General features: G+C 69.1%; 15 protein-coding genes. 14 read left to right on the top strand and 1 reads right to left on the bottom strand.

Annotated elements, in window-relative coordinates; all coding sequences use genetic code 11:
• Nucleotides 1–6: 6 nt before the first annotated feature.
• From ABEA34_RS04020 to ABEA34_RS03955, 14 genes are all read left to right on the top strand, one after another.
• Nucleotides 7–666, top strand: coding sequence for an L-threonylcarbamoyladenylate synthase (locus tag ABEA34_RS04020; protein ID WP_345519518.1), 660 nt, complete (start codon nt 7–9; stop codon nt 664–666).
• A gap of 4 nt (nt 667–670) precedes the next feature.
• Entirely contained in the window at nt 671–1,813 is a 1,143-nt protein-coding gene (locus ABEA34_RS04015) for an MraY family glycosyltransferase (protein WP_345519517.1), read from the top strand.
• A 131-nt stretch (nt 1,814–1,944) separates the two neighbouring features.
• Nucleotides 1,945–2,343, top strand: coding sequence for a hypothetical protein (locus ABEA34_RS04010; protein WP_345519516.1), 399 nt, complete (start codon nt 1,945–1,947; stop codon nt 2,341–2,343).
• A 541-nt stretch (nt 2,344–2,884) separates the two neighbouring features.
• Nucleotides 2,885–3,115: a hypothetical protein gene (locus ABEA34_RS04005; RefSeq protein WP_345519515.1), complete on the top strand. Its 231-nt coding sequence runs from the start codon at nt 2,885–2,887 to the stop codon at nt 3,113–3,115.
• Nucleotides 3,116–3,148: 33 nt separating this feature from the next.
• The gene (locus ABEA34_RS04000; protein ID WP_345519514.1) at nt 3,149–3,562 is read left to right on the top strand and encodes an ATP synthase subunit I; all 414 of its coding nucleotides are present in this window, start codon (nt 3,149–3,151) and stop codon (nt 3,560–3,562) included.
• Nucleotides 3,559–4,401 (top strand): F0F1 ATP synthase subunit A, encoded by an 843-nt coding sequence (gene atpB / locus ABEA34_RS03995; protein WP_345519512.1) that lies wholly within the window; start codon nt 3,559–3,561, stop codon nt 4,399–4,401. The genes ABEA34_RS04000 and atpB overlap by 4 nt, the downstream gene beginning before the upstream one ends.
• Before the next feature lie 70 nt (nt 4,402–4,471).
• Complete coding sequence (locus ABEA34_RS03990) at nt 4,472–4,735, top strand: F0F1 ATP synthase subunit C (protein ID WP_345519510.1); 264 nt, start codon at nt 4,472–4,474, stop codon at nt 4,733–4,735.
• Between the two features lie 50 nt (nt 4,736–4,785).
• Entirely contained in the window at nt 4,786–5,310 is a 525-nt protein-coding gene (locus ABEA34_RS03985; protein WP_345519508.1) for a F0F1 ATP synthase subunit B, read from the top strand.
• Nucleotides 5,310–6,119 (top strand): F0F1 ATP synthase subunit delta, encoded by an 810-nt coding sequence (locus ABEA34_RS03980; RefSeq protein WP_345519506.1) that lies wholly within the window; start codon nt 5,310–5,312, stop codon nt 6,117–6,119. Before ABEA34_RS03985 ends, ABEA34_RS03980 begins: the two co-directional genes overlap by 1 nt.
• Before the next feature lie 72 nt (nt 6,120–6,191).
• Complete coding sequence (gene atpA, locus ABEA34_RS03975) at nt 6,192–7,835, top strand: F0F1 ATP synthase subunit alpha (RefSeq protein ID WP_345519504.1); 1,644 nt, start codon at nt 6,192–6,194, stop codon at nt 7,833–7,835.
• A 3-nt stretch (nt 7,836–7,838) separates the two neighbouring features.
• Entirely contained in the window at nt 7,839–8,744 is a 906-nt protein-coding gene (locus tag ABEA34_RS03970) for a F0F1 ATP synthase subunit gamma (protein WP_345519502.1), read from the top strand.
• Between the two features lie 5 nt (nt 8,745–8,749).
• Nucleotides 8,750–10,204, top strand: a complete 1,455-nt coding sequence (gene atpD / locus ABEA34_RS03965) for a F0F1 ATP synthase subunit beta (protein ID WP_345519500.1) — start codon at nt 8,750–8,752, stop codon at nt 10,202–10,204.
• On the top strand, nt 10,204–10,593 hold the full coding sequence (locus ABEA34_RS03960) for a F0F1 ATP synthase subunit epsilon (protein WP_345519498.1): 390 nt from the start codon (nt 10,204–10,206) through the stop codon (nt 10,591–10,593). Before atpD ends, ABEA34_RS03960 begins: the two co-directional genes overlap by 1 nt.
• Before the next feature lie 73 nt (nt 10,594–10,666).
• Nucleotides 10,667–11,119, top strand: coding sequence for a DUF2550 domain-containing protein (locus tag ABEA34_RS03955; RefSeq protein ID WP_345519497.1), 453 nt, complete (start codon nt 10,667–10,669; stop codon nt 11,117–11,119).
• Nucleotides 11,120–11,199: 80 nt separating this feature from the next.
• On the opposite strand, the gene ABEA34_RS03950 is transcribed toward ABEA34_RS03955, so the two are convergent.
• Nucleotides 11,200–12,633, bottom strand: a complete 1,434-nt coding sequence (locus ABEA34_RS03950) for an FAD-binding oxidoreductase (protein WP_345519495.1) — start codon at nt 12,631–12,633, stop codon at nt 11,200–11,202.
• Nucleotides 12,634–12,643: the final 10 nt, after the last annotated feature.

Here is a 12,643-nt window from a genome sequence, read left to right as displayed (position 1 = left end):
CCTGTGATGAGCGAGCGTTACCCGACCGGGACCGACGACGAGCGCGAGGAAGCGGTCGACGCGGCCGCGCTGGCGGTGCAGCAGGGCGACCTGATCGTGCTGCCCACCGACACGGTGTACGGCATCGGCGCCGACGCCTTCGACCCGGACGCCGTGCGCGCGCTGCTGGCGGCCAAGGGCCGTGGCCGCGACATGCCGCCCCCCGTGCTGATCAGCTCGGCGACCACGCTCGACGCGCTGGCCGTGCGGGTGCCCGGCTACGCCCGGGCGCTCGTCGAGGAGTTCTGGCCCGGGCCCCTGACACTGGTCTGCCACCAGCAGAGCTCGCTGCAGTGGGACCTCGGCAACAACCGCGCGACGGTCGCCATCCGGATGCCCGACCACGAGATCGCCCTCGCGATCCTCGAGCGGACCGGCCCGCTGGCGGTGAGCTCGGCCAACAAGACCGGGATGCCGGCCGCGACCGACGCCGACCAGGCGATCGAGATGCTCGACGAGGACGTGGCCGTGGTGGTCGACGCCGGCACCAGCCCGGGCGGCGAGGCCTCGACCATCGTCGACGTCACGGGCGACCAGGGACGCGTGCTCCGGTACGGCGCCCTGTCGCTGGAGCGCCTCAACGAGGTGCTCGAGCCACTGGGCGCCACCTTGACCGACGGGGACTGAGCCCTTGCGGGAGTACCTCCTCGTCTTCCTCGTCGCCGCGGCGACGACGTACCTCCTGACGGTCGTCGCCCGCGAGATCGCCCTCCGGACCGGTGCGGTCGCCAAGGTCCGCGACCGCGACGTGCACGCCGTGCCGATCCCCTACCTGGGCGGCATCGCGATGCTGGGCGGCCTGGTCGCGGCGTACGCCGTCGCCCGTCAGCTGCCCTTCCTCTCGCGCAGCGACACCTTCGTCTTCCGCGACGCGGGCGTGGTGCTGATCGCCGGGGCGCTGATCTGCGCGGTCGGGGTGCTCGACGACCTGTTCGAGCTGGACGCGCTGACCAAGCTCGGCGGCCAGGTGCTCGCGGCGGGCTTCCTGATCGCGTTCGGGATCCAGTACATCTTCTTCCCCGGCACGGGCGGGGTGCAGATCACGATCGACAACGCCCAGGGCGCCCTGCTGACCGGCGTCGTGGTCGTGGCGACCGTCAACGCGGTCAACTTCGTCGACGGGCTCGACGGGCTGGCGGCCGGCATCGTCGGGATCGGCGCCGTCGCGTTCTTCCTCTACTGCTACCAGCTCTCGAACATCAACGACCTGACGCTCGCGACCACCGGAGCCCTGCTCAGCGCGGCCCTGGCGGGCGCCTGCGCGGGGTTCCTGCCGCACAACTTCCACCAGGCGCGGCTCTTCATGGGCGACAGCGGGTCGATGCTGATCGGGCTCGTGCTGTCGGCGAGCACGGTCACGCTGACCGGGCAGTTCAGTCCCACCCAGATCACGGACAACCCCGCCAGCACCGCGGCCAGCTTCGTGCCGACCCTGCTCCCGCTGCTGCTGCCGGTCTCGATCCTGATCGTGCCGATGCTCGACCTGGTCCTCGCGATCGTGCGCCGCACCCGGGCCGGTCGGTCGCCGTTCGCGCCGGACAAGCAGCACCTGCACCACCGGCTGCTCGAGATCGGCCACTCCCAGCGGCGCGCCGTGCTGATCATGTACCTCTGGGCGGCCCTGGTGGCCTTCGGCACGGTCCTGGTGAGCCTGTACAGCCAGAAGACCTGGACCTGGGTCGCCCTGGGCTCGATGGCGACCGTGACAGTCGCCCTGACCTTCCTCCTGCCCAAACTGCACCATCGTGTAGCGATCCCGTCGGACGAGCCGTAGGGCCAGAGCCACCGGAAATGAATGGACGCTCAAACGCTTGACACTAAGTTTGAATCCGTGTCTGCTGAGCGCTGAGTTCTCATCTCGGGGGCTCGGGAAACTACGGGGAGAATCAATTGAAAACGGTATATTTGGCACGCAGGCTTGGTGCTATCGCCGGCGCAGTCGCACTCGTTGTCGCCACGTCGCCGGCAGCTCGAGCTGAGCGGGCCGACGAAACCGCCAACGGCGGAACGGTGCACGGGACGTTCTCTGCCCAGAACGGCGTGGTCAAGTGGAACCTGACCATCACGGACACTTCACCGGACGGCGACTGTGTCTACATCGAGATCCAGCCAGACCTGGCGAACCACACGGACCCGGAATACCACTCGCAGCACGCGTGCGGCAACGGCAATAGCGCGCCAGCATTCACGGGGGAACGTGCGTACGCCCGTGAGCTCAATGGAGTACGGCTCAAGATCTGCAATACGTCTGGAGTCCCGGACAAGTGCGTGCAGGTTGACTACAACGCAAACGACATCACGTAGCCGATTCGCCACTAGCCTCGTTTTGGCGATTCGCAGCATCGTCGACGATAGCTTCCAATTACGAGATGAGGCGAACGTACAGTCAATGGAGGGGGGCCACGGCCCCCCTCCATTGATGTCAAAGATCCTGGTCGAGATATCGGGTATTCGCCCACTCGGCCGCCCGTCCGTCTTCCGCGACAGCGCCTCGCTCTGACCGGGCGCGGTCGGCAGGGACCCCGGCCGACCGTTCGACCTGGGCGCCTGACAGACTGGTACTCAAGTCCAGGGCCGGGCTGGTTTCGACCGCCCGGAGCGCTTGTGCTAGTTTTCACAAGCGCCCCCAGGCACCGCCCGCACCAGCCACGAGAGAACGGCCGCCGATGATGACGACCGCGACGATCCGAACCCCGGTGACGACCCCCGAGTTCGGCCTGTCTGGCTGTGGTAGTTTCGCGCAGTCGCCGGGTGTCACGAGGGCTCCAGCCCCTCACCGTCCGGGTGTCTTCACGCCCGCGGACGACAGTGCCGTTGAACCGGCCGAGGAATGGGACGTGGGTGGATGGTCGATGAGCGTTCCGACGCAGGGTCCGATGCCGGGCTGCGCGGTCGCGACCTCATCGGTCTCGGCGGTCTCCTCGCCGGCTGCGTCGTCGTCGGCATGGTCCTCGGTCTCCTCGTCGACAACGCAGCGGGCAGCGCGCCCGTCGGTGTCCTCGTCGGCATCGGTCTCGGCGTCCTCCTCGGTGCCGTCGCCTTCGTCGTCCGGGTGCGTGCCGCCCTCCGGGGGTGAGTGCCAGTGACCTTGACCGAGATGAGCAGCTCCATGAGTGACGTCCAGCCCCCCAGTAAGCCGTCGATCTGGCGGGTGGTGAAGGACCAGCGCAAGATCGAGCTGGTCGCCCTCGGCCTGATGGTCGCCAGCTTCTGGCTGGCGGGCGCGGCGGGCGAGTGGGGCCTCGCGGGCTGCATCGCCGGCGGCGTCTTCCTCGGGCTGGTCAACCACCTGTCGACCGAGTACTGGCTGCTCCGGACCATCTCGTCCGGCGAGCAGCCCACCCGCAACCAGATGATCGTGTCCACGGTCGTGCGCCTGACGGTGCTCACGGTGGTCGCGGTGGGCGTTGCTGTGATCTTCTGGCCTGACGGCATCGGGCTGCTGCTCGGCCTGGCCATCTTCCGGCTCATCGCTCTGGTGATGACCACGATCCCGCTGCTGAAGGAGCTGAAGAACCCATGACCGGCCTCCTGCCGTTCGCCTCTGACATCGAGATCGGCCACCACGTCCAGCGGACGTGGGCCGGGATGACCTTCAACATCGACACGATCATCTCCACGATCGTCGCCGGCGTCCTGGTCCTCCTGCTCGGCTGGTGGGGCACCCGTGCCCTCACCAAGGACACCCCCGACCACGTGCCGTCCAAGCCGCAGATCCTGTGGGAGCTCGTCGTCGGCGAGGTCAACAAGCAGGTCAACGACAACCTCGGCCGGGTGCACCCGTACGTCGCACCGCTGGCGATCTCGCTCTTCTTCTTCATCCTCTTCTGCAACTGGCTCGAGCTGGTGCCGACCGAGCTGACCATCAACGGTCACGACGTGCACCTGCTGCCGGCCCCGACCGCCGACACCAACCTGACCTACGCGCTCGCCGCGGTCACGATGGTCAGCGTCTGGGCCTACGGCATCCAGCAGAAGGGCGTCAAGGGCTACTTCAAGCACTTCGCCGAGCCGTTCCCGGTGCTGCTGCCGCTGAACGTCCTCGAGGAGCTGATCAAGCCGATCACGCTGGCCCTCCGACTCTTCGGCAACATCTTCGCCGGCGGCATCATGCTGGCGCTGATCGGCCTCATCCCGCTCTACGCGATGTGGGCCCCCAACCTGTTGTGGAAGGCCTTCGACGCCATCATCGGTGTCATCCAGGCGTTCATCTTCGCGCTCCTGACGGTGCTCTACTTCGCGATGGCCGGAGCCGGCCACGAGGAGCACGAGTCCCACGAAGAGCACGAGGACGAGCAGCGCAAGAAGAAGGCTGCCGACGCAGCAGCGGCCGAGAAGGCCGCCCCCGTTCCAGCGTCCTGACCATCCCGGTCGGGCGTGACCAGAGTTTAAGAAAGAGGCACCGGACCCCGGTGCGTAACCAAGGAGAGACATGGCAGACGCAACGACAACCGCCCAGGCAATCAAGCTGGCCGGCGCCTTCGTCGGCGGTGGCATCGCCCTTGCCGGTGGCGCCATCGGAGCCGGTATCGGTGACGGCCTCGCGGGTTCGTCCTACATCGAGGGCGTCGCTCGCCAGCCCGAGGCCCAGGGCCGCCTGCAGACGATCTTCTTCCTGACGGTCGGCCTGGTCGAGGCGATGTTCTTCATCAACCTCGCCTTCATGGCGCTGTTCGTCTTCGTCCTCGGCGCGTGAGGAAGGGCTTGACGCCCTCCCTCACCTGTCAGAAGCAAAGGAACTAATCGATGGCAAGCCCTGCGGTCACCCCCATGGCGGACAACTTCCTGGTGCCCAACGCCACGTTCTTGGTCGAGCTCCTCGCCTTCCTGGTGCTGCTGTTCCTCCTGGCGCGCTACATCATCCCGCCGATCAACCGCGCGATGACGGCCCGCCAGGACGCGATCCGGGAGCAGTTCGCCGAGCTGGACGAGGCCAAGTCCGAGGCCAGCGCGGCCGAGGAGGAGTTCAAGTCGCAGATCGCCGACGCGCGCCACGAAGCGGCGCGCATCCGCGAGGAGGCACGCGAGCAGGGTGCCGCGATCATCGCCGAGATGCGTGAGCAGGCCCAGGCCGAGGCAGCGCGGATCGTCGAGCACGCCCACGTGCAGATCGAGGCCGACCGCAAGGCCGCCGCCGCGTCGCTGCGGGGCGAGGTCGGCACGCTCGCGACCACCCTGGCCGGCCGCATCGTCGGGGAGTCCCTCGACGACGAGGCTCGTCAGAGCCGCGTGGTCGACCGGTTCCTCACGGAGCTGGAAGGCGCCAGCTGATGGATCTGCGTGGAGCATCGGCCGAGTCCCTCCGGGAGCTCAGCGCCGAGCTGGACGAGACGTTGAGCGGTGGTGCCGACGCCGAGCGCGTGGCCCGCGAGCTTTACAACGTCGCGTCGCTGCTGCGGGCCGAGCCGGCACTGCGCCGGTTCGCGACCGACGCCTCGCTGCCTGCTGCGGCCAAGCAGGGTCTCGTCAAGGACGTGTTCGCCGGCAAGTTCGACGACGCGACGCTCGCGCTGGTCTCCAGCGCGGCGGGGCGGCGCTGGACGGCGACCCGCGACCTGGCGGCCGCGACCGAGCGGCTCAGCGAGCTCGCCGCGGTCGCGTCGGTCGGGTCGGACGCCAACCGGCTCGTCGACGAGCTCTTCCTGCTCGGTCAGACGCTCGGCGCCAACCACGACCTGCGTGACGCGCTGGCCGACCCGGCCCGCTCGACGGAGGACAAGGCGGCGCTGCTCGACGCGCTCCTCGGCGGCAAGGCGCTCCCGGCGACGGTGGCCCTGGCCAAGCAGGGGCTCGGCGGCACCTACCGGACGCTCACCGGTGCGCTCGCGGCGTACCGCGAGGTGGCGGCCGACGCGAGCGGCGAGGCCGTGGCCACGGTCCGCGTCGTGCAGCCGCTCGGTGACGGCGAGCGGGAACGACTGGCCGCGGCGCTGTCGCGGCAGTACGGCAAGCAGGTCCACCTCAACGAGATCGTCGAACCCGGCGTGCTCGGTGGGATGCGGGTCGAGATCGGTGACGACGTCATCGACGGCACCGTGTCGAGCCGGCTCGACGACGCCCGGCGCAAGCTGGTCGGCTGACCGGTCCCGACCGGTCCGACCACCGCCCACACCCGAAGACTTCAGTAGAGAACCAAGAGAGTAGGGACGAAGATGACGGAGCTTTCGATCCGTCCGGAGGAAATCCGCGACGCGCTGCAGAAGTACGTCGCCGACTACCAGCCCGAGGCAGCGAGCAAGGAAGAGGTCGGCACGGTCGCGACCGCCGGCGACGGCATCGCTCGTGTCACCGGTCTGCCCTCGGCGATGGCCAACGAGCTGCTGGAGTTCGAGGACGGCACGCTGGGCCTGGCCCTGAACCTCGACACCCGCGAGATCGGCGTCGTCATCCTCGGTGACTTCGACAAGATCGAGGAGGGCCAGACGGTCCGCCGTACGGGCGAGATCCTCTCGGTCCCGGTCGGCGACAACTTCCTCGGTCGCGTCGTGGACCCGCTCGGCACCCCGATCGACGGCCTCGGCGACATCGAGTCCGACGTACGCCGCCCGCTGGAGCTCCAGGCCCCGACGGTCATGCAGCGCAAGTCGGTGCACGAGCCGCTCGCCACCGGCATCAAGGCGATCGACTCGATGACCCCGATCGGCCGCGGCCAGCGCCAGCTGATCATCGGTGACCGCGCGACCGGCAAGACGACGATCGCGATCGACACGATCATCAACCAGAAGCAGAACTGGGAGTCGGGCGACGAGAACAAGCAGGTCCGCTGCATCTACGTCGCCATCGGCCAGAAGGGCTCGACCATCGCCTCCGTGCGTGGCGCCCTCGAGGAGGCCGGCGCGCTGGAGTACACCACGATCGTCGCCTCGCCGGCGTCGGACAGCGCGGGCTTCAAGTACCTCGCCCCCTACACCGGCTCGGCCATCGGCCAGCAGTGGATGTACGAGGGCAAGCACGTCCTCATCGTGTTCGACGACCTGAGCAAGCAGGCCGAGGCCTACCGCGCCGTGTCGCTGCTGCTGCGTCGTCCGCCGGGCCGCGAGGCCTACCCGGGTGACGTCTTCTACCTGCACAGCCGGCTGCTCGAGCGGTGCGCGAAGCTGTCCGACGAGCTGGGCGCGGGCTCGATGACCGGCCTGCCGATCATCGAGACCAAGGCCAACGACGTGTCGGCGTTCATCCCGACCAACGTCATCTCGATCACGGACGGCCAGATCTTCCTGCAGTCCGACCTGTTCGCGGCCAACCAGCGGCCCGCGATCGACGTCGGCATCTCGGTGTCGCGCGTCGGTGGTGCGGCCATGACGAAGGCGCTCAAGGCCGTGACCGGCTCGCTGAAGGTCGACCTCGCGCAGTTCCGCGCGATGGAGGCGTTCGCGATGTTCGCGTCCGACCTGGACGCCGCGTCGCGTCAGCAGCTCGACCGCGGTCAGCGCCTGATGGCGCTCCTCAAGCAGCCGGCGTACTCGCCGTACCCGCTCGAGGAGATGACGGTCTCGCTGTGGATCGGCACCACCGGTCGCCTCGACCGCGTGCCGGCCGACGACGTGCTGCGCTTCGAGCGCGAGTTCCTCGACTTCCTGCGCCGCTCGCACGACGGCATCCTCTCGGCCATCCGGGAGACCCAGAAGTTCGAGGACAGCACTGCCTCGGACCTCGAGGGTGCCTACGACTCCTTCCTCGACCAGTTCGAGACCTCGGACGGCGGGTCGATCAAGGTCGGCAACGAGCCCAAGGCCGAGGCGCTCGAGGACCAGGACGTCGAGCAGGAGCAGATCGTCAAGCAGAAGCGGGGCTGACCCATGGCTCTATCGGTGCGCGAGTACCGGGCGCGGATCAAGTCGACGGAGTCGATGAAGAAGATCACCCGCGCCATGGAGCTCATCGCCGCGTCCCGGATCATCAAGGCGCAGCAGCGGGCGCAGTCGGCAGCGCCGTACGCCCGCGAGCTGACCAGGGCGGTCTCGGCCGTGGCGACGTACTCCAACGTCGACCACCCGCTGACGCGGGAGCCCGAGGAGGCCAAGCGGGCTGCGGTGCTCATCGTGACGAGCGACCGCGGCCTGGCCGGTGCCTACTCCTCGAGCGTGCTCAAGGAGGCGGAGCGGCTCGCCGAGAAGCTCCGGGGCGAGGGCAAGGAGATCGACACCTACATCGCCGGGCGCAAGGGCGAGGCCTACTACAAGTTCCGTGGTCGGCCCGTGAAGCGGTCGTGGAACGGGTTCTCCGACCAGCCGAGCTTCGAGGTCGCGCACGAGATCGGGCAGACCCTGATCGACGCCTTCCTCGACGAGGACGGCGGTGTCGACGAGGTGCATGTCGTCTTCACCCGATTCAAGTCGATGCTGGTGCAGGAGCCGACCGACGTACGACTGCTGCCCCTCGAGGTCGTCGAGGGCGAGGAGAAGCCCGGCTCCGCCGAGGTGCTCCCGCTCTACGAGTTCGAGCCGTCGCCGGAGGCGGTGCTCGACGGGCTGCTTCCGCAGTACGTCCAGAGCCGCATCTTCTTCGCGCTGCTGCAGGCCGCGGCCTCCGAGCTCGCCGCCCGTCAGAAGGCGATGAAGTCGGCCACGGACAACGCGGACGAGCTCATCAAGAAGTACACACGGATCGCCAACCAGGCCCGTCAGGCCGGTATTACCCAGGAAATCAGCGAGATCGTCGGTGGCGTCAACGCGCTGGCCGACGCCAACGCCGGGAGTGAGTGAGAGACATGACTGCCACTGTTGAAGAGACCACGGAGACCGGCTCGGCTGGAGTCGGCCGTATCGCCCGGGTCATCGGCCCGGTCGTCGACATCGAGTTCCCCGCGGACTCGATGCCCGAGATGTACAACAAGCTCGAGACCGAGCTGACCCTGGGCGGCGAGACCAAGACCCTGTCGCTCGAGGTCGCCCAGCACATCGGCGACGGCATGGTCCGCGCCATCTCGCTGCAGCCCACCGACGGCCTGGTCCGCGGTGCGCAGGTGACCGACACCGGCGGCCCGATCACGGTCCCCGTCGGCAACGACACCCTGGGCAAGGTGTTCAACACCCTGGGCGAGTGCCTCAACCTCGAGGAGGGCCAGAGCCTCGAGACCACCGAGCGCTGGGGCATCCACCGCAAGGCGCCGGCGTTCGACCAGCTCGAGTCCAAGACGCAGATGTTCGAGACCGGCATCAAGGTCATCGACCTGCTCGCGCCGTACGTCCTCGGCGGCAAGATCGGCCTGTTCGGTGGTGCCGGTGTCGGCAAGACCGTGCTGATCCAGGAGATGATCGCCCGGGTCGCGCGCGACCACGGTGGTGTGTCGGTGTTCGCCGGCGTCGGCGAGCGCACCCGTGAGGGCAACGACCTCATCGTCGAGATGGAGGAGGCCGGCGTCATCGGCCAGACCGCCCTCGTCTTCGGCCAGATGGACGAGCCGCCGGGCACCCGCCTGCGGGTCGCGCTGTCGGCGCTCACGATGGCGGAGTACTTCCGCGACGTGCAGAACCAGGACGTGCTGCTCTTCATCGACAACATCTTCCGGTTCACCCAGGCCGGCTCCGAGGTGTCCACCCTGCTCGGCCGGATGCCGTCCGCCGTGGGCTACCAGCCCAACCTCGCCGACGAGATGGGCACGCTCCAGGAGCGGATCACCTCGACGCGTGGTCACTCGATCACCTCGCTGCAGGCGATCTACGTGCCGGCCGACGACTACACCGACCCGGCACCGGCGGCGACGTTCGCGCACCTCGACGCGACCACCGAGCTGTCCCGCGACATCGCGTCGCAGGGCATCTACCCGGCGGTCGACCCGCTGACGTCGACCTCGCGGATCCTGGACGCCCAGTACATCGGGCAGGCTCACTACGACTGCGCGATCCGCGTCAAGCAGATCCTGCAGCGCAACAAGGAGCTCCAGGACATCATCGCGATCCTCGGTGTCGACGAGCTCTCCGAAGAGGACCGGATCATCGTGTCTCGGGCTCGCCGGATCCAGCGGTTCCTGTCGCAGAACACCTACGTGGCCAAGCAGTTCACCGGCCTCGAGGGCTCGACGGTGCCGATCGGCGACACCATCGAGGCGTTCAACAAGATCGCGGACGGCGACTACGACCACGTCGCCGAGCAGGCCTTCTTCATGTGCGGCGGTCTGGACGACGTCGAGAAGAAGTGGGCCGAGATCCAGAAGAACCTCTGATGGCGGACAACGACCAGCTGCAGGTCGAGCTCGTCGCGGCCGACCGGACCGTGTGGTCCGGTCAGGCCACGATGGTCGTCGCCAAGACCGCGGAGGGTGACATCGGTGTGCTGCGCAACCACATGCCGGTGCTCTCCCTGCTGGTCGACGGGGTCGTCGAGATCGTCCCCGTCGACGGTGAGCGGATGTACGCCGCCGTCGACGGCGGGTTCCTCTCGGTCGCCAACAACCGGGTCTCGATCCTGAGCCAGTTCGCCGCGCTGTCCCACGAGATCGATGTGGCGGCGGCGCGGGCCGAGCTGGAGTCGGCCCAGTCCGAGGGTGACGAGGGCGAGGAGCGCGCGAAGCGCGCCGAGGTCCGGATCCGGGCGGCCGAGAAGGCTTCCTGACCCGCGTTCGGTCCGTCACGGGGTGCCGCTAGGGTGAGCATTCCACGGTGACGGAGCGATCAGGAGGTCATGGATGCCGGTGTGGCAGTGGCTTCTCGACGCCGCTGGTGCGCTGCTCGTCCTGGTCCTGTTCTACGGCATCGGCCTGATCGTCCGCCGGCGCCTGCTGTCCCGCAACGGCGGCACGTTCGAGCTCAGCTACCGCGTCCGGCAGGAACATGCCGGGCGCGGTTGGCTTCTCGGGCTCGGTCGCTACTCCGGTGAGTCCCTGCAGTGGTTCCGCTACTTCTCGCTGTGGCCCGGACCCAAGCGGGTCCTGCAACGCTCCGAGGTCACCTACCTCGACAGCCGGGCGCCCGAGGGCTCGGAGCAGATGTCCCTCTACCCCGAGCACGTGGTGCTGTCCTGCTCCACCCCGGACGGCCTGATCGAGCTGGCCATGTCGCCCGCCTCGCTGATGGGCTTCCAGTCCTGGCTCGAGTCCGGCCCGCCCGGCACCGACTGGACCCGCGGCCCCCGTCAATAACGCCGAGTCGGCGCCAGATTGCAGCGTTTGCTGCAATCTGACGCCGACTCGAGTGCAATCTGGCGCCGACTCGGCTTGGGTCAGCTGGTGGGGGCTCCGTTCTCGAAGAGGCGCGGCACCGGGTGGTTGGCGGCGAAGACGCCGTGCGGGTCGACGGCGCTGCGGATGCCGGTCAGCTGGGTCCACACGTCGGCGCCGTACGCCGCGCGGGTGTCCACGGGGTTCTCGGCGAAGTTGAGGTACTCCCGGCCGTTGGCGAACGGCGCCAGCGCCTCGGTGAAGCGGACCGCGTCGGCGTGCGCCTGGGCGCCCATCTCCGGGGTGGCCGCGATGCCACCGGCGAAGCTGACGAACTCCGCGTCGAGGCGGGACAGCACGCCGCTGCCCTCGGCCGAGCGCCCGAGGGCGCCGCCGAGCTGGCGGAGCTCGGCCATCAGCAGCGAGGTCTGGGCGTCCGGGCCGGCCTCGGCCAGGAAGGCGTCGACGGCGGCGTCCGGGAACGCCCCGAGCATCGCCGAGTCGGACGCGAAGGGTGCGCCGCCCTCGGGGTCCATGTGCAGGCGGACCAGCGACTTCGCCGGCACCCGAGCGAACGTGTCCATGAACGGGTTCAGGGCGCGCAGGCCGGCGAGCAGCTCCTCGCCGCGCTCGTCGGAGCCGAGGACGGCACCGTCGATGACGACCAGCTCCTGGCCGCGGAGGAAGTCCGGCAGCTCGGGCATCGGGGGCAGCCGCATCGCGCGGAACGACGTGGTGACCTCGTCGGGCGCGGTCGGCGCCCAGGCGGCCCACTCGCGCAGGACCGGCTCGATGTCGGCGAGCCGCCACATCAGCATGCCGGCGTACGCCGTCGCGATGTCGTACATCTTGAGCTCGATGGCGGTCACGACGCCGAAGCTGCCGCCGCCACCGCGCACGGCCCAGAAGAGCTCGGCGTTGGTGTGGGCGTCGGCGCGCACCAGCTCGCCGTCGGCGAGCACGATCTCCACCGCGGTGATGCTGTTGCAGGCGAGGCCGTGCTGGCGGGCGTACCACCCGATGCCACCGCCGAGGCTGTAGCCGGCGATCCCGACGTCGGGGGAGGAGCCGTGCAGGACGGCCTGGCCGTGGGCGGCCGCGGCGTCCACCGCGGGCTCCCAGATGGCGCCGCCCTCGACCCGGACGATGCCGCGGACCGGGTCGGCGATCGCGGTGCTCATCTCGGAGGTGCGGATGATGACGACGTCGTCGAGGCCCTGGGCCGCGAGCGGGCCGGCGTTGTGGCCGGTGCTCTGCGGCGCGACCCGGAGGCCGGCCTCGCCGGCGATCCGGACGACGGTGGCGACCTCCGCCGCGGACCGCGGTACGGCGACGGCGGCGGGGCGCTGGTCGACGGCGACGTTCCAGGGCAGACGGGCGGCGTCGTACCCGGCGTCACCGGGCAGGTGGACCCGGCCGCCGATCAGGCCACGGAGAGCGTGGGCGGCGGGCTGGGGGGTGGCGGTGCGCTGGTCGGCGTTGAGCTCGACGGTCATGGTGATGACT

The sequence above is a fragment of the Nocardioides conyzicola genome, from assembly GCF_039543825.1.
In the GTDB taxonomy this organism is placed as follows: Bacteria; Actinomycetota; Actinomycetes; order Propionibacteriales; family Nocardioidaceae; genus Nocardioides; species Nocardioides conyzicola.
This window is presented reverse-complemented; position numbering and strand designations above follow the sequence as displayed.